Below are 21,805 nucleotides of genomic sequence, written 5' to 3' on the forward strand. Positions count from 1 at the left end.
GTGCCCGGCTCCGGGCGGTCAGGCTTGATCCCTCCGCCGGGCACGGTCGGCCCCCGCCCCCGACCTGGGCACGGCCGCCGGTCTGGATCTGCATGACGACGTGAGAAGGAACCACAAAGTGAGCGGTTTAGCTGCTGTTGATGTTATTCGGGTCAAGCGGGACGGCGGTGTGCTGTCGGACGCGCAGATCGACTGGGTGATGGACGCGTACACCCGGGGGGTCGTCGCCGACGAGCAGATGTCGGCGCTGGCCATGGCCATCCTGCTCAACGGCATGACCGGCCCGGAGATCGCCCGGTGGACCGCCGCGATGATCGCCAGCGGTGAGCGGCTCGACCTCTCGGCCGTCCGGCGTCCCACCGTCGACAAGCACTCGACCGGCGGCGTCGGCGACAAGATCACCCTGCCGCTCACCCCGTTGGTGGCCGCCTGCGGCGCGGCCGTTCCGCAGCTCAGCGGGCGCGGTCTCGGGCACACCGGTGGCACGCTGGACAAGCTGGAGTCCATTCCGGGCTGGCGGGCTGCGCTGACCAACGACGAGTTCATCAGCCAGCTCGGCGAGGTCGGTGCGGTGATCTGCGCGGCCGGCGCGGGGCTCGCCCCCGCCGACCGAAAGCTGTACGCGCTGCGCGACGTGACCGGCACCGTCGAGGCGATCCCGTTGATCGCCAGCTCGATCATGAGCAAGAAGATCGCCGAGGGTACCGGCGCGCTGGTCCTCGACGTCAAGGTCGGCTCGGGCGCCTTCATGAAGTCCGTCGACCAGGCGCGCGAGCTGGCCCGCACCATGGTGGAGCTGGGTGGCGCGCACGGCGTCCGGACGGTCGCCCTGCTCACCGACATGTCGACCCCGCTCGGCCTGGCCATCGGCAACGCCGTCGAGGTGACCGAGTCGGTCGAGGTGCTGGCCGGGGGCGGCCCCGCCGACGTGGTGGAGCTGACCCTCGCGCTGGCCCGGGAGATGCTCGACGCCGCCGGCCTGCCGGACGCCGACCCGGAGGCCGCCCTGCGCGACGGGCGGGCGATGGACTCCTGGCGGGCGGCGATCCGGGCGCAGGGCGGCGACCCGGACGCCCCCATGCCGGCCGCCCGCGAGGTCGAGGTGGTCCGGGCCGACCGGGACGGATACGTGGCGGCCGTCGACGCGTACGCCATGGGGGTTGCGGCCTGGCGGCTCGGCGCGGGCCGGGCCCGCAAGGAGGACCCGGTCAGCGTGCCGGCCGGTGTGGTGTTGCACCGGCGGCCGGGCGACGCGGTGCGGGCCGGCGACCCTCTCTACGAGCTGCGCGCGGAGGATTCGACCCGAATTCCGGCGGCTCTGGCGGAGGCAAGTCGCGCGGTGCACATTGCACCGACCGCGCCGACCGCGGCACCGCTGGTCATCGAGCGGATCGGCTGACCGAGCCGGGGTCGGGCCGGCGTGGTGCCGGTCACCTGGGAGCGCTATTGTCGCAGGCCAAAGGCGTCGCGTGCAGACAGGAAGTTGCCCCGTGACCGTACCTGCCCCCGACCCGCGCGAGGTGCGCGAGGCGAGCCTGGACGAGCTGTCCCGGCTCGGTCTGCCGCTGCCACCGGCCCAGTTTCCGCTCGTGTGGGAGCCGGGTGACGCGATCGAGCTGCGTCCCCGGGCCGAGATCGAGGCCCGGATCGCCGTGCTGCACCTCATCCTGGCCCGCTGCTTCGGGATGCCCCCGCAGGCGGCGATGAGCTGGCTGCTCGGCTCGCACCTGGTCGAGATGGTCACCCCACCCGAGTGGCAGTTCGTGATGGGCGGCAAGGGTGACCACCGCTCGTTCGTGCTGCACCATGACGCGCTCTTCGCGCTGGCCTGGGTGCTGGGGCTGAGCAAGCAGCTCGACCCCACCCTGGCGGTGGACGAACGGCTGGTCGAGCGGCTGCCGCACATCGCCGAGGGGGAGACCTTCGGGCGCTGGCAGTCCCGCATCCTCGCCGCGCCGCAGCATCCGGCCGACGCGGCGGCCCTGCTCGACCTGCACTACTGCCTGGACTGGGCGTACCTGGAGTCCGAGCGCAACGGTCGCCCGCTGCCGGGCCTGGTCGACGCCAACGCGATCGGGCAGCGGCGCTGGGCGCTGGAGTGGGCGGTGATCCTGCGCGGGCCCTACCACGACGAGCCGCCCGGCTGGGAAGAGGTCGACCTCTCGACCTGAGGTCAGCGGGGCCGGTAGGCGTCCAGCCGGACCGCCACGGACACCCGGCCGGGCTCGGGCAGCGCGGCCAAGCGTTCGGCGAGCGCGGCCGGGTCGGTGTGCCAGGCGCTCGGACCCATCCCGACCAGCGTGGCGATCTCCGGCCGGGTCAGGGTCAGCTCCGCGCGGTGCACGGTCGAGCTGACCGGCGTGAAGTGGCCGCCCAGGGTGGCGGTCACCCGGTCGGCCTTGTCCGGGTCCACCCGGAGCAGGCGCAGGGCGTCCACCAACTCGGTGAGGTGCTCGTCGGCGGGCGTCACCACCAGCAGCGTGCCGGCGCGGTCGAGCACCCGGTGGAACTCCGGGCCGTTGCGCGGGGCGAACACGTTCAGCAGCACGGCCGCCGCACCGTCGGCCAGGGGCAACCGCTGCCAGGTGTCGGCGAGGGCCGCGGCCGCCCGGGGGTGCGCCCGCGCCGCGCGTCGCAGCGCCGGCTTGGAGACGTCCAGGGCCAGACCCACGGCGTCCGGCAGCGCCGCCAGCACCGCGCCGAGGTAGCGGCCGGTGCCCGCGCCGGCGTCCACCACCAGGGGGTACGCGTCAGAGCGCTCGCCCCGTACCCCTGCTGTTGTCTCCTCGGAAGCGGGCGTGGCGCGAAGCCGCGCGACTGCCTCGGTCGCGGCGGCGGCGAGCGCCGTCGAGATGATGTCGTAGTGGCCGGCGGCCTGGAACTCCGCGCGTGCGGCGACCATCTCGGCGCTGTCGCCGACGTGCGGCGCCCGACCGGTGAGCAGGTTCACGTAGCCCTGACGCGCGACGTCGAAGGTGTGCCGGCGTGGACAACGCAGCGCACGGGCGTTGCCGGCGGCCGTCTCGGCCAGCGGTTCGCCGCAGACCGGGCAGCTCAGCCGGTCGAGGATGCGCGGGTCCACGTCAGGCCTCCAGACCCCGGCGGGGACGGGGCGCGCGGCTCTGCGCGAGGTGGTCGACGACCCGGTGGGTGAACGCGCCGAGCGCCTCGACCTCGGCCGGGGTGAGCAGGTCGAGGAAGTGCTGCCGGACGGCGGTCACGTGGCCGGGGGCGGCGGCCTCGATGGCGTTCCGGCCGGCCCGGGTGAGCACGACGATCGCGCCACGGGCGTCGTCCGGGCACTCCTCCCGGGTCACCAGGCCGCGCTGCTGCATCCGCGTCAGGTGGTGCGAGAGTCGACTGCGGGACCACAGCATCCGGTCGGCAAGTTCGCTGAGACGCAGCCGGCCCTGCGGCGTCTCGGAGAGGTCGGAGAGCACGTCGTAGTCCGGCTCGGACAGGCCGGCGTCCTGGGTCAGCTCCCGGGCCAGTTCCAGGTCGAGCAGGCGACGCATCCGGCGGTAGCCCCGCCAGGCGCGGTCCTGGCGTTCGTCCAGCCACCGGGTCGCTTCCATGCCGCTCAGCCTAACGTCTTGGTTGACATGTCATCGAATCGCCTCCTACGGTCGATGACATGTCAAACAAACTGTGGGACCTCTTCGGCGCCCGTGGACGCGGCGTGCTCGTCACCCTGCGCCGCGACGGCCGACCCCAACTGTCGAACCTCGACTACCTGGCCGAACGCGGCTTGATCCGCTGCTCCACCACGGGCGACCGGGCCAAGGTGCGCAACCTGCGCCGTGACCCCCGGGCGAGCTTTCACGTGACCACGCCGGACGGCGGCGCGTACGCGGTCGCCGAGGGAATCGTGACGCTCACCGAGCCGGCGTCGGCAACCGACGACGCGGAGGTCGACGAACTGGTCGAGGTCTACCGGGGAATCCGCGGCGACCACCCGGACTGGGCCGACTACCGCGCCGCCATGGTCGCCGACGGGCGGGTGGTCCTGCGACTCGCCGTCGACCGCGTCTACGGCTGGCCCGGATGAGCGGGCCGGCGTGGCCGACCCCAGCAGGTGACTAGGGTCTGGGGATGGTCGCAACTATCCGGTACGAGGACATCGTCAAGGTCCCGAAGGCGCTGCTGCACGATCATCTCGACGGCGGGCTGCGTCCCGCGACGATCGTCGAGTTGGCGGCCGAGGCGGGGCACGAGCTGCCCACCACCGACCCCGAGGCGCTCGGACGCTGGTTCTCCGAGGCCGCCGACTCGGGGTCGCTGGAGCGCTACCTGGAGACGTTCGCGCACACCGTGGCGGTCATGCAGACCGGACCGGCGCTGCGCCGGGTGGCGCGCGAGTGCGCGCTGGACCTGGCCGCCGACGGCGTCGTCTACGCCGAGGTCCGCTTCGCTCCCGAGCAGCACCTGGAGCGGGACCTGACGTTGGACGAGGTCGTCGAGGCCGTGCTGGCCGGGTTCGCCGAGGGGACCGCCCAGGCCGCCGAGGCGGGCCTGACCATCCGCGTGGGCACGCTGCTCACCGCCATGCGGCACGCGGCCCGCTCGCAGGAGATCGCCGAGCTGGCCGTACGGCACCGGGACGCCGGCGTGGTCGGCTTCGACATCGCCGGCGCGGAGGCGGGCTTCCCGCCCACCCGCCACCTGGACGCCTTCGAATACCTCCAGCGGGAGAACTTCCACTTCACCATCCACGCCGGTGAGGCGTTCGGGCTGCCGTCGATCTGGCAGGCGATCCAGTGGTGCGGCGCGGACCGGCTCGGTCACGGCGTACGGATCGTGGACGACATCGCCCCGGACGGCACGCTCGGTCGGCTGGCCGCGTACGTCCGGGACAAGCGGATTCCCCTGGAGTTGTGCCCGTCGTCGAACGTGCAGACCGGTGCCGTGGCCTCGATCGCCGAGCACCCGATCGGTCTGCTGCGGGACCTGCGGTTCCGGGCCACCGTCAACACCGACAACCGGCTGATGAGCGGCACGTCCATGTCGCGGGAGATGTCGCTGCTGGTGGAGACGTTCGGCTACGGCTGGCGCGAGTTGCAGTGGTTCACCATCAACGCGATGAAGAGCGCCTTCATCCCGTTCGACGAGCGGCTGCGGATCATCGACGAGGTGATCAAGCCGGCGTACGCCAAGCTGCTGGCCTGATCCTCGTCAACCGTGCGGGTGGTCCTGTCGGTGGTGGTGGGTGTGGTGGCCGGCGAGCAGGCCGGCCACCCGGCGCAGCACCTCCCGGGCCCGGGCCGCCTCGGCACCCAACCCCGTCTGGCGGCGCAGCACCTCGGGTTCGGCCCGCAGCAGGGCCACGCCGCGCCGGACCAGCACCCGGGGCGCCTTGCGCTGCTCGGACAGGTCCCGGGCCAGCCGGCGCAGGAACGTCGCTCCGCGCGGGCGGCGTAGCGCGTACGCCCCGGCGAGAAGCCCGCGACGGCGGCACTCCTCGACGATCTCGGCGGCGAAAATCCCTTCGGCCACGAAAAGTGGCGATCCGTCGACATCAAATGGCCGGCTGGCTACCCGTCGATCCGCGCCGATCGCATAAACCGGCACATCGGCACGTCCCTCGCGGGCCAGTCGCGCAATCGTTTCGACAGCCGTGGAGGCGTCCCAGGACTGCGGCGATTCCCAATCGACCTGCCCGTTTCGTCGCGGCAACGTAGGGTCATCGCCGTCTTTGTAGAAGTCGTCAAGGCACAGCACGGGTAAGCCGGTTTGCTGCGCTATGTACGACTTCCCGGAGCCTGAGGGGCCGGCGAGCAGGACAACGCGGTGGGGATGATCCATTACCTTCAGTTACTCCGGCCAGACGGACTGCTATCAAATCGCATCAACATCTCATCACACACTCGGCCGGTGACAACCTGGGCTTTCTTCTTGTCGAGCGGCGTGATGGAATCTCGGGGGTCCGACCCGCCGGGTCGGTCGCTGGGCGTTGCCCGGGGCAACGCGTTCAAGCTGTAATCGCGAGGGCGGTGACGTGAGCAAACGGCCAAAGACGGCGGGCTCCTTCCTGTCGCGACTGCGCCGGCCGGCCAGTCGACTCCGGGACATGCCGATCTGGTCCAAGCTCGGTCTCATCATGATCGTGCCGACCATCGCCACGGTCGTTGTGGGCACCAGTGGTCTCGTCGACCACCTGGACACGCTCAACAATGCCAACCGGGCCGGCGACCTGGCCAATCTGTCGAGCTACTCGGGTGACCTGGTCGACAAGCTCCAGGATGAGCGGACCTCCGCCGTCCTGCTGCTGCAGGCGACCGGAACGCAGCCGAAGGCGCAGTACCAGGAGGCCTACAACCGGGCGAACAGCCGGGTCGACCAGGCCATGTCCCCCTACCGGCAGCAGCGGGGCGACATCGAGGACCTGCCGGGCAGCCTGGAGGGCGTGCTCAGCGGCATCGACCAGAGCCTCAAGGACCTGCCGGGCGTCCGCAGCCAGGTGTTCAACGGCAAGCTCAAGCTCGCCGAGGCCGTCCAGGCGTACGAGGGTCTGATCAACGACCTGCTCGCCATCCGGGACTCGGCCACCCAGCTCGCCGGTAACAACGAGCTGAGCGACCGGATGCGGGCCGCGGCGGCGGTCGCCCGCGAGAAGGAGTTCCTCTCGCTCCGGCGGGTCGTCGTGCACCGCGCGCTCGGCGTGCAGGGTGGTCAGCGGCTGACCCCGGCGCTGCGCACCGACTACATCGCCAGCGGCACCGGCCAGCAGCAGGCGCTGCAGAGCTTCAAGGCCGTGGCCAGCCCCGACGAGGCGAAGTTCCACGACCAGACGGTCGCCGGCGGTGACCGGCGCGAGGCGCAGAACTACATCGGCTGGATCGACGGCAACACGACCGGCGACATGCGCGGCGCTCCGTTCGGCCCGGACCAGTGGGAATCGGCCATGACGGCCAACGCCAAGCTGATCCGCGCCGTCGAGACGAAGCTCGACGGTGACGTGGTCGCCGAGGCCGACAACATCCGGTCGGACGTCCAGCGCCAGGTGTTCCTGGAGACCGGCCTGCTGCTCAGCATGCTGCTGCTGGCCATCCTCTTCGCGTACCTGGTCGCCCGCTCGATGGCCCGGTCCCTGCGCGAACTGCGCCAGGGCGCCCTCTCGGTCGCCCAGTACGGCCTGCCGCAGGCGGTGGCCCGACTGCGCGACCCGCAGGTCGTCGGGCAGCTCTCCCCGGTGCAGTTGGCCAACCAGATCGCCGAGCCGCTGCCGGTCCGGAGCAAGGACGAGTTCGGTCAGGTGACCGAGGCGTTCAACGCCGTCCACCTCGAAGCCGTCCGCACGGCCGCCGAGCAGGCGGCGCTGCGCGCCTCCGTCGCGACCATGTTCGTCAACCTGGCCCGTCGTTCGCAGATCCTGGTCGACCGCCTCATCGGGCACCTCGACCGGCTGGAGCGCGGCGAGGAGGACCCGGACCGACTGGCCGAGCTGTTCCAGCTCGACCACCTGGCCACCCGGATGCGCCGCAACGACGAGAACCTGCTCGTTCTCGCCGGCGCCGACTCCACCCGCGTGCAGCGCGAGCCGGCGGCGCTCATCGACGTGCTGCGCGCCGCGCAGTCCGAGGTCGAGCACTACACCCGCATCGAGTTCGGCGTCATCGACCGGGACATCGAGGTCGCCGCGCACGCGGTCAACGACCTCGTGCACCTCGTCGCCGAGCTGTTCGACAACGCCACCGCGTTCTCCCCTCCGGACTCGCAGGTCATGGTCGAGGCCCGACGGGTCGGTGACCGCGCCTCGCTCTACGTGGAGGACCGCGGCATCGGCATCAGCCGCGAGCAGCTGCACGAGCTTAACGACAAGCTCGCGACGCCGCCCCAGGTGGACGTGGCCGTGTCCCGCATGATGGGCCTGGTCGTGGTCGCCCGCCTGGCGTCCCGGCACGGCGTTCGCGTCGAGCTGCGTCCCGGCGCCGACCGTGGCACGGTGGCCGACGTCACCATGCCGACCTCGGTTCTGGTTCCCCGGGCGCTCTCCGGCCGGGTGCAGCAGCCGCCGGCTCTTCCCGCCGCCGGCGGCCCGCAGTCCGCAGGTCCGTCGCCGGTCCTCGGCGCGCTTCCCGCGCTGGGCAACGGTTCGCGCCCCGGCGAGTCCGGCAACCAGGTCACCCTCGGCGGCCGGCCGTTCGACCCGGCATCGCGCAACGGTTCCGGTACGCCCGCCAACACGGGTGCGTACCGCTCGATGCCCGCCTGGTCGGACCTCACCGGCGCGAGCGCGAGCGCGACGAACGGCGTCAACGGCGGCGACGGGTTCACCCCGCGCTCGGCCAACGGGCAGTCCATCGACCCACTGCCGCAGCGTCGGGCCGGCGACGAGCCGAACGGCGGCCAGCAGCCGACCATCCCCCGGCAGCTGCCCAGCAGCCCGGAGGCCCAGCCGTACTCCGCGCCGCCGGTCTCCGCCCAGCCGTACTCCGGCGCGCCGGTCTCCGCCTCGCCCGCGTCCGGCCAGCCGTACTCCAGCCAGCCGTACTCCAGCCAGCCGTACTCCGGCCAGCCCTACTCGGGGGCGCCGTACGGCGGTCCGCCGGTGTCCGCCGCGCCCGTCTCGGCTTCTCCGGCCTCCGGTCAGCCGTACTCGGCGCCGCCGGTCTCCGGCCAGTCGTTCAGCGGCTTCACCCCCCGGTCCGCCCCGCCCGCACCGGCGCCCGGCACCCCGGCGCCGCCGGCCTGGCCGCCGGTTCCCGGCGGCGAGCGGGACACGCAGACCCCGCCGGTGCCCGAGCGGCTCGCCGCCGCCCTGGACATGACGACGGAGCTGCCCCGGGTGCCGCGCCCTGGCGAGCAGCCGACCACCGCGGCTCAGCCGCCGGCTCCCGCGCCGCAGGCGTCGCCGGTGCCGTCGAGGCCGGCCGCGCAGGCCCAGACCTCGTCGGCCCGCCCGGCACCACAGCAGCCGCAGGCCCAGAACCGCCAGCGGTACGCGGACGAGACGATGGAGCTGCCGATCTTCCGGGAGCTCGAGTCCGCCTGGTTCCGTACCCGCCGTCCGGGTTCGGAGGAGGTTGGCGTCACGCCGTCGACGAACGGCGGCGACGCGACCCAACAGTTCGCCACGGTCGATGCCACCGGTCGGGCAGTCAAGACACCACCCGGAACGACAGGTAACACACCGATGGCAGACACTCCGACGGCCGGAGGAGCGCCGCGGGACAACGGGTCGACAGCGAACGGCGGCGTACGCCCCGACCTCGCCGAGGGCCTACCGAACCGCCGGCCCCAATCGCCGAGCAACGGCTGGCAGACCGCCGCCGACGACGGCTGGCGTGCCGCCTCGGCAGCGGCCAGCGCGGCGCCGGTGAACGAGACCACCACGACCGGCCTGCCCAAGCGCAAGCCGATGGCGCAGCTGGTGCCGGGCGCGGTGGAGAAGCCCGTCACCTCGGTCCAGCGGCGCTCCCCGGAGGCGGTCCGTGGCCTGCTCTCCGCCTACCATCGGGGCGTGCAGCGAGGGCGTAGCACCTCGGACAACCCGACCAGCCCGGAGGAGACTCCGGGAGGGCAGCAATCCTCGCAGTCTGGCTCAGGCTCAGCGGCCGGGAGCGGGCAGAAGGAGCAAGAAGGATGACAACTACGCAGGATCTTGGTTGGCTGCTGGCCAACTTCGCCGATCGGGTGCCGGGTGTCGCACACGCGGTCGCCGTCTCGGCGGACGGCCTGCTCCTCGCGTCGTCACGGGACCTGCCGCGGGACCGGGCAGACCAGCTCGCCGCGATCGCGTCCGGTCTGGTCAGCCTGACCCAGGGAGCGGCCCGCTGCTTCGAGGGAGGCGCGGTGCTGCAGACCGTCGTGGAGATGGACAATGGCTTCCTGTTCCTGATGTCCATCTCGGATGGTTCCTCCTTCGCCGTGCTGGCGGCCCGCAGCTCCGACGTCGGGCAGGTCGGCTACGAGATGGCGCTACTGGTCGACCGGGTGGGCGACGCCCTGACCCCGCAGCCGCGCGCGGCCGCGGGCATGCTGGGCTGACGTCTCGCCGATCGTGCGGTCGGCGCAACTGATACGACAAGAACGACGAGTTCCACCGGTGGGAGCCGGTACGGGGTGCGAAGGAGGTGAGCGGCGACATGGCCGATCGTGATGAACCGACCGGAGCGTTGGTCCGTCCATACGCCGTGACCCGTGGTCGAACCCGTCCCCGGCTCGACATCGCGCTGGAGGCGCTCGTCGAGACGACGGTGCGCGGCCGGGCCACTGCCAATGGCAGCGGCCAGGGCCGCGAACACCAGTACATCGCCGCGCTGTGTGACGGACGCGTGCAATCGCTCGCCGAGATTGCGGCGCGGATGCAGCTGCCGCTCGGTGTGGCCCGGGTGCTCATCGCCGACATGGCGACGGACGGCCTGGTCGCGGTCCACGAGCCGACCATCCTGGACGACTCCGACGACGCGGTGGGCACTGAACTGCTGGAGAGGGTGCTGAGTGGACTTCGCAGGCTCTGACATGTCGCACCGCCCACCGACCCCGAGTGGGCGCGTGACGTCGGCGAAGATCGTTATCGCCGGTGGATTCGGCGTCGGTAAGACGACGCTGGTCGGCTCGGTCTCGGAGATCACGCCGCTGACCACCGAGGCCATCATGACCTCGGCCGGCGTGGGCGTCGACGACACCCGGCAGGTGCCGGGCAAGACGACGACCACGGTGGCCATGGACTTCGGCCGGATCTCGATCGACCGTGACCTGATCCTGTACCTCTTCGGTACGCCGGGTCAGACCCGATTCTGGTTCATGTGGGACGAACTGGTGCGGGGTGCGATCGGTGCGGTCGTGCTGGTGGATACCCGCCGGCTGGCCGACTGCTTCGCGGCGATCGACTTCTTCGAGCACCGGCGGCTGCCGTACCTGGTGGCCATCAACTGCTTCGACGGGATGCAGTACCACGACCCGCAGGACGTCCGGGACGCTTTGGCGATCTCGAGCGACGTGCCGGTGGTGGCCTGCGACGCCCGTAACCGGGAGTCGACGAAGCACGTGCTGATCTCGCTTGTCGAGTACGTGCTCACCATGCGTCGTACCCGCGCCGTCGCCCCGGCCTGACCGGTAGGCTCTCGCGCCCGGTGGTGGTTCCGGCCGCCACCGGGCGGGCGATGCTGCCCACCCGACGCGCGCGACCAAGAATCCTGGAACGGCCGCAGAGGCCCTTCCAGGATTCTGTGCGTCTCGGACACTGCCGCCCGTGTCGTCGCGGCCCGCCGAGTTCGCTCCTGAACGCACTCCCGCCCCCAGCCAGGAGGCGTGGGGGCGGGAAGAGGAACGGACGCTACAGAGGCGCTCAGGACTGGTAGCCGGCCGAACGGTACTCGTACTCGCGGTCGTCGTCGCGGTCCCCGTGGTCGCGGCTGAAGTCCCAACCACCGGCGGCCTCGCGGCCCGGACGACCGCCGACCGCGAATCCGCCGATCTCCTGACCGCGACGCCAGCCACGGAAGTAGCCCGTGGTGTTCTCCGCGAGGCTCGCCGCGTCCCGCACGATCCGGAGTGGACGCTCCTCGCGCAACGGGGAACCCGGGACCAGGTTGGCCTGCGGAACGCGCTTCGGCAGGCCGGCGTTGGTCTCGGCGCCGACCGCGGGGCGGGCGGCCTGCTCGGCGGCCTGCCATCCGGTGTCGGCCGTGGTCGACCAGTCCAGGTCGGACTCGTCCTCGCCGTGGCCCACGAACCAGGCGGACTTGGCCTGCGCGAAGATCAGCAGGTCCCCGTCACCCTCGTCGGCGACCGGCGGCGGCCGGTGCTCGACCGGGGGCGGCGGCCGGTGTTCGGCGGCCCGCTCGACCAGCGGTGCCGGACGGCCGTTGCGGTTGGCCTGCTCACGGTCGACCAGCCGCAGCGGCGGAGCGTCCAGGCGAGGCTCGCCCGAGGGCGGGTTGAGCCCTTCCCGCAGCGCCCGGTCGGCCAACGGCGGCGGCTCGACCAGCCGCAGCATGGGAGGCTCCTGGGGCAGGTCATCGGCCAGCCAGGGCGGCGTGACCCGCCCGTCGGCCCGACCCGGGTCCGTCGGGGTTTCGACGCCACGGCCGCCACCGTACGGGTAGGCGACCGGGTTGTTCGGCGAGCTGTCGGCCGGGTCCTCCGGGTTGTTGACCAGAGGCCAGTTCGCCCGGGATCCCGGGGGGGCGGACAACTCCTGCTCCGGCCGGGGAGCGGGCACCGGGATGCTGAGGTCGGTGACGCTGAACCCGCCGGTGGGTGGGTCCTGGACCGACGGCCGCTGCGGGTGGCCCTGCCGTTCACCGTTGGTCTTCGGGCGGGGCGGGATGACCGTGCGCTGCCGCTCGGCGCGAGCGTTGTTGATGGCGGCGGTGGTCAGCGTGGGCCGGAACGGCTCGCCCGCTTCGGCCGGTGGCACCGCGCCGCGCTGGGCCGGCGCGATCGGGGTGATCCCCGGTGGCGGGGGCGGGGGCGACGAGACCGGCCGGTTGGTCGGGCCGTCGATCCGGCTCGGGAGCGGTTCGGCGCGACCGGGTGGCGCGGACACCGGTGGGCCGGCCACGGCAGCCGGTGCGATCGGCGCGGGTGCGACCGGTGGCGGGGTGACCGGAGGGGGTGCGACCGGTGGCGGGCCGAGTGGCCGAGGCGAGGCCAGGGGAGAGCTGCCCGGGGCAGGCTCCGGCCGGCTGCGTCGGCCACCGACGGGCGTGGGCTCGGCGGGGGTCGGGGTCGGTCGGACGGAGCGCAGGCCGGTGCCCGCGCCCGTGCCGGCGAGACCGGTCAGCTCACCGACGGCTTCGCCGCGTCGGGCGGCGGCCCGGCGGCCGGGAGCCGGCGCGGGGGTGCTGACGCGGGCGCTGAGCGCGCTCACCAGCGCCTCACAGCCCGCGTCGCAGGCCCGTACGGAGGCGACGGCCTGCCGGACCGTCTCGGCCACGGCGGAGGTGAGCGCCCGGTTGACGGCGGCGCGACGTGGCGTCTCCGAGATGGCGACCCGCAGCGCGGTGACCGCTTCGTTGATCTCCTCGGCGTCGGCGACCCCGTCCGCCGCGAGGTGAGCGGCGATGGCGTCCGCGGCGACGGAGACTTCGCGGCCACGGGCGATGGTGCCGCCGAGCATGCCGGGCTCGGGCAGTGCGTCCAGCACGGCCAGCGACACCGGTTCGGCCGGGTCCGGGTACGCGCGCAGCGCCGCCGGATACAACTCCCGCAGCACCTCTCGCAGCGCCACGGCGGCGGAGTGCCGGCCGCTGGCCAGGGCGGCGTGGGCGGCGAGTACCTGCTTGTAGCCGGCGAGGTCCCGGGGAGCCGGCAGGGTGACGGCGGAGAGAGCGCCGGCCTGCAACGCGCGGGCCAGGCCGACGGCCCGGCGCTCGGCCGGGGGTGACTGCATCTCCTCCAACGAGTCGTCGTCGGCGAAGCGCTCGGCGAAGTCGTCCACCGAGTCGTCGTCGGCGATCGCCAGGGGCCGACCCGCCGCGCTCAACAGCGAGGTGACCGTGTGGTCGTCGCTGTCGGCGGCGATGGCCGCACCGCTCGGCCCGCCCGACCGCTCCACGAGCAGCGCGACGAGCTGGGCGTAGCCAGCCGCGTCGTCGCCGATCTCGCAGACATGCAGCAGACGGCCTGCGTCGTCGACCACAGCGGACGTCAGCGTCGAACCGGCCGAGGCCGGTCGGTCAGCCGGATCCGCCGAGGCCAGACCGCAGTACACGCGCACGAGCGCCACGGCGTCGTCCTCCTCCCGGGACAGGTCTTCCTACTGCCAGCAACTGATGCTCCCCGGTACGGGTCAGTCGCGCCAGTCCACCACCGCAGAGATCTTGCCGACAATGGTGCGCCAACCCAAACTCGCAGTTTGTGCCCCGATCTTCTTCAGACGTCGCCGGCCCATGAAAGCGCCGATGCCGCCGTTGACCGTGGCGCGGAGCGCCTCGTCGAGGTTGTCGAGGCTGGAGCCGGCGGAGAGCATGTCCAGGACCGCAGGCAGGCGCAACGCGTACGACAGGTCGCGGGCGACCTCGCCGGCCTCGATCAGCAGGGTCGAGTCCCAGGTGTCGTGGCCGCCCCGCAGGTTCTCCACGACGAGGTCGAGTTCGTAGGTGTCCTCGTCGAGCGGCACGATGTCGGCCGGCTCCACCCGTTCGGACAATTCATTCCAGCTGTCCAGCTGGGACAGATCGTTGGGCGCGCCGGAACGGACGAAACTGACCAGCGACTCGGGGGTCTTGAACAGCAGCAGCTTGCCCCGGTGGCTGAGGAAGACCGGCACCTCCTCGTCGTCCGCCTCGTCGGTGGCGTCCTCGTCCTCGTCGGCGTCCTCGTCAGCCTCGGCGGTGGCGTCACCGTCGGCGTCACCGTCGCGGCGACGGCGCGAGGACTTGTCGTCCTCGTCGGCGTCGGCGAACTCCTCGGCCAGCTCCTCGTCGAGGATGACGACCGTCTCGTCGTCCTCCTCCTCGATGACCTGGCGGCGGGCGAGGAACGGGTCGTCCTGGTCGCGCTCGGTCACGTCGGTCGGGGTCAGCGAGCCGGCCGTCCGGTAGGCGCGCAGCGTGAAGCCGGTACCCGCCGGTAGGGCGATCTCGACGGGGTCGATCCGCAGCTCTTCCCAGAGCGACCTGTCGACCGCCGCGCGGGGGGTGTCGTCGGCCTCGTCGGCCTCGTCTGGCTCGGCCGGGCCGGTGGTGTCGTCGAGCTCGGGCTCGTCGGCGTCGGGCCGTTGGGGCGACTGGCGGGCCACGCTGACCTCCGTGTGCTTCGGGTTGCCCACCCACCGGGGTCTCCGACCGGCGAGTGACTCTGGGCACATACCCTAGTCGGCGACTCGGGAAGCCCGGAGCCCGCACCCCGGTGGCCGGCCGAGGAACGTCTCGTACCTGCGGGTGCGTGATGGTGGCGGACCGGCCGCCAGACAAGTAGCGTAGCTACGCATGAAGGCTCAGTCGCTGCACGGTCACCTCGACGCCCTTCTACTCGCCGTCCTCGAACAGGGGGCGCTGCACGGCTACGCGATCATCGAGTCCCTGCGGGCACGCAGCGACGGCAGCCTCGACCTGCCCACCGGCACGATCTATCCGGCTCTGCGCAGGCTGGAGCGGGCCGGGCACGTGGCGAGCACCTGGAGCACCGTCAACGGTCGGGAGCGGCGGACGTACCAGCTCACCGACTCCGGCCGCCGGGCGCTGGCCGGGGAGCGGGCCGGGTGGCAGGAGTTCCGGGTGACGGTCGGTCGGTTCCTCGACCCCGGCGGCCCGCCCGTCACCCCCGCCTGAGCGGCGACCGGGTCAGCGGGCGGTGGCCCGTACCCAGCCGCGCGCCGCGCGGCTCAGCGAGAAGTTCGCCGCACCCACCACCACCATGCCGACGATCATCGGCGGCCAGGTCAGCGCCGCGTCCCACAGGTCGACCGACCACACGAAGAGGGCGCCACCGGCCGCCATGCCGAGGGCCAGCGTGGCGGTCAGGCCGGTGCCCACCGCCCGCTGCGCCACCGCCAGGTGGGGTCGCGACGACCGTGCGCTCGCCCAGATCACCAGCAGGCCGGTCACCGCGAGCAGCAGCCCGCCGGCCCAGATCCAGTCGACCGAGGCGGACAGCAGCCGGTAGGCCGCGGGCGGTGGTGGACCGGCGCTCCAGCTCGACCCCTGCCACGTGAGGTCGCCGGCTGCCACCAGGACCCCGGCCACGGCCAGCATCCGCAGGGAGAGGCCGCGCAGGGCGGCCACCGCCAGCTCCGCCTGCCAGGAGGGCAACACCTGCGACGGCGCGCCGAACTCGGCCACCGCCCGGCGCTGCGCCTCCGTGGGCGGCACACCCCTCTCGCGGTACGCGTCGACGGCGTCCAGCAGGTCGTGACGCGCCTCGGTCAACAGCTCGGACTTCAACCGCGCCGGGCCCTGCAACCGGGACCCCAGGTCCCGCAGGTGCTCCTCGACCAGGAAGTCGTCCGCATGCCGCATGGCACCAGCCTGCCACGGGCGCGCGGGCGTCCACGTCGGGGAGAACCCTGGTCCGTCCCCGAACACCTCAGGGCGCGAACGCCAGGTACCCGCGCTCCGCCGCTGCCTGAAGGAGCCACTGGTCCCGGTACCAGCCGGGGGTGGCGACCAACTCGACGTGCCGGCCGCGTTGGATCACCCGACCGCCGTCGAGGACCACGATCTCGTCCAGGCCGTCCAGCCCGCTGAGCCGGTGCGTGATCAGCAGGACCGAGTGCCCGGCGGGGGTGGCGGCGAGCGCGGAGGCGAGCACCGCGTCGGCGGCGGCCGGGTCCAGCCCTTCGGTGGGCTCGTCGAGCACCAGCACCGGCGGCGCGGCGAGCAGGGCCCGGGCGAGCGCGAGCCGCTGCCGCTGACCGCCGGAGAGTTGGCCACCCTCCTCGCCGACCAGGGTGTCCCAGCCGGCCGGCTGGGCGTGGACCCAGTCCAGCAGGCCGGCGGCCGTCATCGCCCCGGTCAGCTCGGCCTCGCTCGCGCCGGCCCGGCCGAGCAGCAGATTCTCCCGGACGGTGGCGTGAAAGACGTACGCCTCGGCGAGCAGCCCACCCACGATCCGGGGCAACTCCTCCTCGCCGTACGCGGACAGGTCGCGGTCGGCCAGGGTGACGTGGCCGGCGGTGGGGCGGACCGCCCCGGTCAGCACCGCGGCCAGGGTGCTCTTGCCGGCGCCGCTCGGGCCGACGACAGCGATGCGCCGGCCGGCGGGCAGGTCCAGGCTCACCCGGTCCAGCGCCGGCGCGGCACCGGCCCGGTACCGCACGCTCACCTCGACGAAGCGCAGGTCGTGCGGGCCGGACGGTTCCACCCCGGCGGCGGAGGGCGAGTGGGCGGGCGGGACGGCGTCGAGGAGGGCGGCGACCCGGGCCAGGCCGGGCCGCAACTGGGTCCACTGCCGGGCGGCCGAGACCAGGGCCAGCGCCACCTCCACGGCGGCGAGGGTGCCGACGGCCAGCACACCGACGAGGACACCCCGTACGTCGGTGGCCAACGCGACCAGCACCACGGCGGCGGCGGTCAGCCCGGCGACCAGCACCCCGACCGCGTCCACCGCGAAGCCGGTGGCCGCCAACCGGCGTTCCAGGCGAGCCAGCCGGCCGGCCCGCTGCTCGGCGGCGCGCAGCGCGGCGTCGGTCGCCCCGAACGCGGCCAGGTCGGCGGCGCCGTGGGTGAGGTCGACGGCGTCGGTGGCCAACGCGCCACGCAGCGGCGCCACCTCGGCCGCGCTGCGTCGGGTGACCACGGTGGCCAGCGCCGGCAGCGCCACACCGGCGACGACCAGGCCGACGGCGAGTACACCGGCGGCCGGTGGGGAGATCAGTAGCGCCCCGAGCACCGCCAGCACCCCGACCAGGGCTGCCGCCGCGCCGGGCACCAGGACCCGCAGCAGCAGGTCCTGGACCGCCTCGACGTCGGAGACCAGCCGGCTCAGGACGTCCCCCGAGCGGTGCCCGATGTGGCGACGGGCCGCGAGGGTGGCGAAGACCCGAGCCCGTACGTCGGTGATCATGCGGAGGACCGCGTCGTGCCCGGCGAGCCGTTCGGCGTACCGGAAGACACCCCGGCTGATGGCGAGGGCCCGGACCGCGACGATCGCCACCGTGAGGCGGTCCAGTGGGGGTCGGCCGGCGGCGCTCATCAGCAGCCACGTGGCGGTCGCCATGAGGGCGAGACCCGCGAACTCGGTGGCGGCGGCGAGCAGCCCGGCGCCGGCCAGGCGACCCAGGTACGGGCGGGCCAGCCGCAGGACGGCACGCTCGGCGGCGACCCGCCCGGTCGGTACGGCGTCGGCCTCCGGCGCGGGGTCCACCGGCTCTGGCACGGTGTTCATCTCCTCACCTTCGGAGTCGGCTCGGGCGTCAGCTCGGTGACCCGCCCGTCCTCGACGCGCAGGACGCGGTCGGCGTCGGCCAGCAGCGCCGGCCGATGTGCGACCAGCAGCGCGGTCCGGCCCGCGACCAGCCGGCGGGTGGCTTCGAGCACCACCGCCTCACTGGCCGTGTCCAGCCGCGCGGTGGGCTCGTCGAGCAGCACCACCGGCGCGTCCCGCAGGAACGCGCGGGCCAGCGCCACCCGCTGCCGCTGCCCGCTGGAGAGTCCGTGGCCGCGCTCGCCGAGCAGCGTGTCCAGACCGTCGGGCAGACCGGCGACCACGTCGTCCAGGGCAGCGTCCCGCACCGCGGTGGCGACCGCCTCTTCTCGGGTGTCCGGAGCGCCGAGCCGGATGTTGTCGGTCAGTGAGGCGGCGAACAGGTGGGCGCGCTGCGGTACCCAGGCGAGCTGTCGACGCCAGGCGTCCAGGTCGGCGGTGGCGAGGTCGATCCCGTCCACGGTGACCCGGCCCTCGGTCGGCGTCACGAAGCCGAGCAGCAGACCGAGCAGGGTGCTCTTGCCGGCGCCGCTGGGCCCGATGACGGCGATCCGTTCGCCGGGCCGGATGGTCAGGGTCACGTCGCGCAGCGCGGTGGTTCGCTCGTACGCCACGGTCACGGCCTCGAGGTGGATCTCACCGCGCCCGTCGGGGACGGCCGCGCCCTCGGCGGAGCGGGGGGTCGCCGGCGCGGCGGAGACGGTGAGCGCCTCGTCCAGCGCCGTCAGCCCCTCCATGCTGGCGTGGAAGCGGCTGCCGGCCGCCCGCAGCGGCAGGTACGCCTCCGGCGTGAGCAGCAGCACCAGCAGCGCGGTGTGCAGGGCCAGCCCGCCGCCGAGCAGCCGGATGCCGACCGGCACCGCGACCAGTGCCACCGAGAGGGTGGCGACGAGTTCCAGCACCAGCGCGGAGAGGAACGCGATCCGCAGCGTCTTCATGGTGGCGACCCGGTGCCCGTCGGCCATCCGGCGCACCACCTCGGTCTGTGCCCGGGCCCGACCGAACGCCCGCAGGGTCGGCAGCCCGGCGACCATGTCCAGGAAGTGCCCGCCCAGCAGGGCGAGCCGCCGCCACTGCCGCTCGGTGGCGGCCTGCGCCTGCCAGCCCAGCAGCGCGCCGAAGACCGGGATCAGCGGCAGCGTCAACGCGATGATCAGCGCCGAGCTCCAGTCGGCCAGGACGATCCGTGCCAGCACCGCCACCGGCACCGTCATGCTGAGCACCAGTTGCGGCAGGTATCCGGTGAAGTACGCGTCCAGCGCGTCCAACCCGCGCCCGGTGAGGGTGGCCAGCTCGCCCGCCCGCTGCCCCGCCACCCAGCCCGGCCCGTGCCGGCCCACCGCGCCGAGCAGGTCGGCCCGCAGGGTGGCCTTGACCGTGGCGGCGACCCGCGCGGACACCGTGCCCTGCGCCCAGACCAGCGCCGAACGGGCGGCGACGGCGAGCACGAAACCCGCCAGCGCCGGCCGGTTCAGGCGCCCGTCGAAGGCGGTGGCCAGCACCGCCGCCAGGGCGGTGGCCTGCGCGACGATCAACGCGGCGGCGGCCACGCCGAGGAGCGCGAGCATGGCGAGATCGCGCCGGGCCGCGGGGACCCGACGCAGCAGACGCGGGTCGAACGGACGGCGGTTCACCAGTACACCGGTGCCCTACCGTCGGTCCGTCCCCGGAAAACCCACCAGCACATCGCCTGGAAGCCTAGTAGGGCCGGCAGAAGCGGCAGCGCCACCCAGCCGAGCAGACGCAACGTCGGCGCGCTGGCGGCGGCGTCGGCCACCGTCAGTGATGCGCCCGGGTCGGCCGTGGACACCAGCACGTAGGGCCAGAGGGCCGCGCCGACCAGCGCCACCGGCAGCGCCAGCGCCGCGCCGGTGGCGACCAGGGCCCACCCCGGCCGCCGCCGCGCCAGCGCCGTCCGGGCCGCCAGCAGCGCCGCCACCAGCAACACCGGCAGGAGTACGGCCACCGCCGGTCGCTGGACGGCGTCGCGTACCCGGCCGGAGAGCAGGCCGACGACGGTGGCGAGGCCGACCGCGGCGAGTGCCACCGGCACCAGCCGCCGGGCCGTGCGTCCGGCCACGGCGGCGGCGTCGGATGGCAGGCGCAGCGTGAGGAACATCGCACCGTGCACCGCGACCAGGGCGAGCATGGCCAGCCCGGCGGTGGCGGCGAACGGGGTGGCCAGGTGCGACACCCCGGCGACGTGCCCGTCGGCCTGGCGGGGTACGCCCTGCAACAGCGCGGCCAGCACCACGCCCCAACCCAGCGCGGCGAGCGCGCTCCCAACCACGATCACGCGGTCCCAGCGGGCGCGGACCCGCTCGTCGCTCGGCCTGCTGCGCAGTTGCACCCCCGCGGTGACCAGGACGACCCCGACCAGCGCACCGGCGACCGCCGGATAGCAGCCGGCGAGCAGCTCGCCCTCCAGGACCGGGAAGGCGCCGAACAGGATGCCCACGGCGGCGACCAGCCAGACCTCGTTGCCGAGGAAGAACGGCCCGAGGGCGGTGAGCGCGGCCCGCCGTCCGGCCGGGGTGCCGCCCCGGGCGAGTAGCAGTCCGACGCCGTAGTCGTAGCCGGCGAGCACGAGGTAGCTGGCGAAGAAGAGGCCGAGCAGGGCGTACCAGGCGAGGTCCACGGTTGATCTCCTCAGGCGAGCACGGGTTCCGGCTGGGCCGGTTCGGTGGGTGGTGCCGGCGGGCGGCCGAGAGCCGGGTCGGCGGCGCCGCGGCCCGCGTGCCGGGCGAGCAGCACCCAGTTGGTGACGGCGAGGGTGCCCAGCAGCAGGCTGAAGCCGATCAGTGAGGCGAGCATCACCGGTGCGCCGACCCCGGAGACGGCCTGTTCGGTGGGGAGCAGCCCGTACGCCACCCAGGGCTGGCGGCCGACCTCCCGGGCGATCCAGCCGAGGATCACCGCGACGAACGGCAGCGGCGCGCCGAGCAGGATCAGCCAGAGCGGGAAGCGCAGCCGGATCACCCAGTCGCGAAAGAGCAGCGGCAGCAGGAACCAGACGCAGCCGAGCGTGAAGCCGATCAAGATCATGAAGCCCAGCCCGACGCTGGCCAGGGCCGGCGGGGTGTAGTCGCCGGGGCCGAACCGCGTCGTCCACTCGCCGATCAGCGCCTGCGCCTCAGGACTGTTCCCGCCGAACTTGGTCGGCTGTACGGTGCCGACCGGCCCGAACTGCGCGAACCCGAAGCCCTGCACGAGGCTGATCGCCAGCGCCGCGGTGACCAGGCCGATCCGCAGCGAGGTGCGGAAGAGCGCGAAGTCGGGCGTACGTCGGATCAGGTGCCACGCGCTGACCGCCGCCATCAGCATCCCGCCGACCAGGAGCGCGGCGGAGACCACGTGCCCGAACGCCATGCCGAGACTGGGATTGGTGAGCAGCGCGCCGAAGTCGGTGAGGTGGGCAATGCCGTCGCGGACCTCGTACCCGACAGGGTGTTGCAGCCAGGAGTTCGCCACCATGATCCAGAAGGCCGAGGCGTACGCGGTGAGCGCCACGCCCCAGAGCAGCGCCAGGTGGACGCCCTTGCCGAGTCGGTGCCAGCCGAAGATCCACATGCCGAGGAACGTGGACTCGAGGAAGAACGCCACGAGCGTCTCGATCGCCAGCGGGGCGCCGAAGACGTTGCCGACGTAGCGCGACAGGCCGCTCCAGTTCAGCCCGAACTGGAACTCCATCACGATGCCGGTGGCGATGCCGAGCACATAGTTGATCACGTAGAGCTGGCCCCAGAACCGGGTCAGTCGCTCCCACTTCGGATTGCCGGTGAGCACCCAGGCGGTCTGCATGCCGACCAGCAGGGTGACGAGGCCGAGCGTGACGACCACGAACAGGAAGTGGATCGACGTGGTGGTGGCGAACTGGAGGCGAGCGAGGAGCAGCGTGTCCATGGCCGGCTCTTTCCTAGATGATCGATTCCAAGGGGTCAGTGGTCGTAGGCGGTCAGGGATCGCATGACCGGTTGGCCGGTGTGCCAGT

General features: G+C 73.2%; 19 protein-coding genes. 9 read left to right on the top strand and 10 right to left on the bottom strand.

Annotated elements, in window-relative coordinates; all coding sequences use genetic code 11:
- Positions 1 to 118: 118 nt before the first annotated feature.
- Both ACLQ25_RS20175 and ACLQ25_RS20180 read left to right on the top strand, forming a co-directional pair.
- Positions 119 to 1,399 carry a thymidine phosphorylase gene (locus ACLQ25_RS20175; protein WP_425732354.1) on the top strand — a complete coding sequence of 427 codons (1,281 nt, stop codon included), beginning with the start codon at positions 119 to 121 and terminating at the stop codon, positions 1,397 to 1,399.
- Positions 1,400 to 1,490: 91 nt separating this feature from the next.
- On the top strand, positions 1,491 to 2,171 hold the full coding sequence (locus tag ACLQ25_RS20180; RefSeq protein ID WP_425732355.1) for a DUF4272 domain-containing protein: 681 nt from the start codon (positions 1,491 to 1,493) through the stop codon (positions 2,169 to 2,171).
- A 2-nt stretch (positions 2,172 to 2,173) separates the two neighbouring features.
- Here ACLQ25_RS20180 and ACLQ25_RS20185 read toward each other — a convergent pair whose 3' ends face one another.
- Together ACLQ25_RS20185 and ACLQ25_RS20190 are read right to left on the bottom strand one after the other, a co-directional pair.
- The gene (locus ACLQ25_RS20185; RefSeq protein ID WP_425732356.1) at positions 2,174 to 3,082 is read right to left on the bottom strand and encodes a putative RNA methyltransferase; all 909 of its coding nucleotides are present in this window, start codon (positions 3,080 to 3,082) and stop codon (positions 2,174 to 2,176) included.
- A 1-nt stretch (position 3,083) separates the two neighbouring features.
- A complete protein-coding gene (locus ACLQ25_RS20190) occupies positions 3,084 to 3,575 on the bottom strand; it encodes a MarR family winged helix-turn-helix transcriptional regulator (protein WP_425732357.1) in 492 nt (163 codons plus the stop codon).
- 59 nt (positions 3,576 to 3,634) lie between these two features.
- Between ACLQ25_RS20190 and ACLQ25_RS20195 the strand changes: the two genes are divergently transcribed.
- Together ACLQ25_RS20195 and ACLQ25_RS20200 are read left to right on the top strand one after the other, a co-directional pair.
- Positions 3,635 to 4,048: a PPOX class F420-dependent oxidoreductase gene (locus ACLQ25_RS20195; RefSeq protein ID WP_425732358.1), complete on the top strand. Its 414-nt coding sequence runs from the start codon at positions 3,635 to 3,637 to the stop codon at positions 4,046 to 4,048.
- Positions 4,049 to 4,092: 44 nt separating this feature from the next.
- Positions 4,093 to 5,166 carry an adenosine deaminase gene (locus ACLQ25_RS20200; protein ID WP_425732359.1) on the top strand — a complete coding sequence of 358 codons (1,074 nt, stop codon included), beginning with the start codon at positions 4,093 to 4,095 and terminating at the stop codon, positions 5,164 to 5,166.
- Positions 5,167 to 5,172: 6 nt separating this feature from the next.
- Here ACLQ25_RS20200 and ACLQ25_RS20205 read toward each other — a convergent pair whose 3' ends face one another.
- The gene (locus tag ACLQ25_RS20205; protein WP_425732360.1) at positions 5,173 to 5,493 is read right to left on the bottom strand and encodes a hypothetical protein; all 321 of its coding nucleotides are present in this window, start codon (positions 5,491 to 5,493) and stop codon (positions 5,173 to 5,175) included.
- Positions 5,494 to 5,995: 502 nt separating this feature from the next.
- On the opposite strand from ACLQ25_RS20205, the gene ACLQ25_RS20210 reads away from it, so the two are divergent.
- The 4 genes from ACLQ25_RS20210 (at position 5,996) to ACLQ25_RS20225 (ending at position 11,055) form a co-directional block, all read left to right on the top strand.
- Positions 5,996 to 9,586 (top strand): nitrate- and nitrite sensing domain-containing protein, encoded by a 3,591-nt coding sequence (locus ACLQ25_RS20210; protein WP_425732361.1) that lies wholly within the window; start codon positions 5,996 to 5,998, stop codon positions 9,584 to 9,586.
- Entirely contained in the window at positions 9,583 to 9,987 is a 405-nt protein-coding gene (locus ACLQ25_RS20215) for a roadblock/LC7 domain-containing protein (RefSeq protein WP_007455462.1), read from the top strand. Before ACLQ25_RS20210 ends, ACLQ25_RS20215 begins: the two co-directional genes overlap by 4 nt.
- Before the next feature lie 98 nt (positions 9,988 to 10,085).
- Positions 10,086 to 10,460, top strand: a complete 375-nt coding sequence (locus tag ACLQ25_RS20220; protein ID WP_425732376.1) for a DUF742 domain-containing protein — start codon at positions 10,086 to 10,088, stop codon at positions 10,458 to 10,460.
- Between the two features lies 1 nt (position 10,461).
- Entirely contained in the window at positions 10,462 to 11,055 is a 594-nt protein-coding gene (locus ACLQ25_RS20225) for a GTP-binding protein (protein WP_334628720.1), read from the top strand.
- 235 nt (positions 11,056 to 11,290) lie between these two features.
- On the opposite strand, the gene ACLQ25_RS20230 is transcribed toward ACLQ25_RS20225, so the two are convergent.
- Positions 11,291 to 13,699: a transposase gene (locus tag ACLQ25_RS20230; RefSeq protein WP_425732377.1), complete on the bottom strand. Its 2,409-nt coding sequence runs from the start codon at positions 13,697 to 13,699 to the stop codon at positions 11,291 to 11,293.
- 39 nt (positions 13,700 to 13,738) lie between these two features.
- On the bottom strand, positions 13,739 to 14,719 hold the full coding sequence (locus ACLQ25_RS20235) for a DNA primase (RefSeq protein WP_425732362.1): 981 nt from the start codon (positions 14,717 to 14,719) through the stop codon (positions 13,739 to 13,741).
- Between the two features lie 160 nt (positions 14,720 to 14,879).
- Here ACLQ25_RS20235 and ACLQ25_RS20240 point away from each other — a divergent pair, with 160 nt between their 5' ends.
- Positions 14,880 to 15,221: a PadR family transcriptional regulator gene (locus tag ACLQ25_RS20240; RefSeq protein ID WP_355048935.1), complete on the top strand. Its 342-nt coding sequence runs from the start codon at positions 14,880 to 14,882 to the stop codon at positions 15,219 to 15,221.
- A gap of 12 nt (positions 15,222 to 15,233) precedes the next feature.
- Here the strand turns inward: ACLQ25_RS20240 and ACLQ25_RS20245 are convergent, their stop codons facing one another.
- The 5 genes from ACLQ25_RS20245 to ACLQ25_RS20265 form a co-directional block, all read right to left on the bottom strand.
- A complete protein-coding gene (locus tag ACLQ25_RS20245; protein WP_425732363.1) occupies positions 15,234 to 15,908 on the bottom strand; it encodes a permease prefix domain 1-containing protein in 675 nt (224 codons plus the stop codon).
- A gap of 67 nt (positions 15,909 to 15,975) precedes the next feature.
- The gene (gene cydC, locus ACLQ25_RS20250) at positions 15,976 to 17,775 is read right to left on the bottom strand and encodes a thiol reductant ABC exporter subunit CydC (protein WP_425732364.1); all 1,800 of its coding nucleotides are present in this window, start codon (positions 17,773 to 17,775) and stop codon (positions 15,976 to 15,978) included.
- Entirely contained in the window at positions 17,772 to 19,448 is a 1,677-nt protein-coding gene (gene cydD, locus ACLQ25_RS20255; RefSeq protein ID WP_425732365.1) for a thiol reductant ABC exporter subunit CydD, read from the bottom strand. Before cydD ends, cydC begins: the two co-directional genes overlap by 4 nt.
- A complete protein-coding gene (locus ACLQ25_RS20260; RefSeq protein WP_425732366.1) occupies positions 19,445 to 20,452 on the bottom strand; it encodes a cytochrome d ubiquinol oxidase subunit II in 1,008 nt (335 codons plus the stop codon). The genes cydD and ACLQ25_RS20260 overlap by 4 nt, the downstream gene beginning before the upstream one ends.
- 11 nt (positions 20,453 to 20,463) lie before the next feature.
- Positions 20,464 to 21,717 carry a cytochrome ubiquinol oxidase subunit I gene (locus ACLQ25_RS20265; RefSeq protein WP_425732367.1) on the bottom strand — a complete coding sequence of 418 codons (1,254 nt, stop codon included), beginning with the start codon at positions 21,715 to 21,717 and terminating at the stop codon, positions 20,464 to 20,466.
- Between the last annotated feature and the right edge of the window lie 88 nt (positions 21,718 to 21,805).

The sequence above is a fragment of the Micromonospora sp. DT44 genome, assembly GCF_049841635.1.
Taxonomy (GTDB): Bacteria; Actinomycetota; Actinomycetes; order Mycobacteriales; family Micromonosporaceae; genus Micromonospora.

Coding starts and splice junctions, on each gene's coding strand:
- ACLQ25_RS20190 (WP_425732357.1), bottom strand. CDS start 3,575: ATGGAAGCGACCCGGTGGCTGGACGAACGCCAGGACCGCGCCTGGCGG.
- ACLQ25_RS20195 (WP_425732358.1), top strand. CDS start 3,635: ATGTCAAACAAACTGTGGGACCTCTTCGGCGCCCGTGGACGCGGCGTG.
- ACLQ25_RS20200 (WP_425732359.1), top strand. CDS start 4,093: ATGGTCGCAACTATCCGGTACGAGGACATCGTCAAGGTCCCGAAGGCG.
- ACLQ25_RS20215 (WP_007455462.1), top strand. CDS start 9,583: ATGACAACTACGCAGGATCTTGGTTGGCTGCTGGCCAACTTCGCCGAT.
- ACLQ25_RS20220 (WP_425732376.1), top strand. CDS start 10,086: ATGGCCGATCGTGATGAACCGACCGGAGCGTTGGTCCGTCCATACGCC.
- ACLQ25_RS20225 (WP_334628720.1), top strand. CDS start 10,462: ATGTCGCACCGCCCACCGACCCCGAGTGGGCGCGTGACGTCGGCGAAG.
- ACLQ25_RS20240 (WP_355048935.1), top strand. CDS start 14,880: ATGAAGGCTCAGTCGCTGCACGGTCACCTCGACGCCCTTCTACTCGCC.
- ACLQ25_RS20245 (WP_425732363.1), bottom strand. CDS start 15,908: ATGCGGCATGCGGACGACTTCCTGGTCGAGGAGCACCTGCGGGACCTG.
- cydC (WP_425732364.1), bottom strand. CDS start 17,775: ATGAACACCGTGCCAGAGCCGGTGGACCCCGCGCCGGAGGCCGACGCC.
- ACLQ25_RS20265 (WP_425732367.1), bottom strand. CDS start 21,717: ATGGACACGCTGCTCCTCGCTCGCCTCCAGTTCGCCACCACCACGTCG.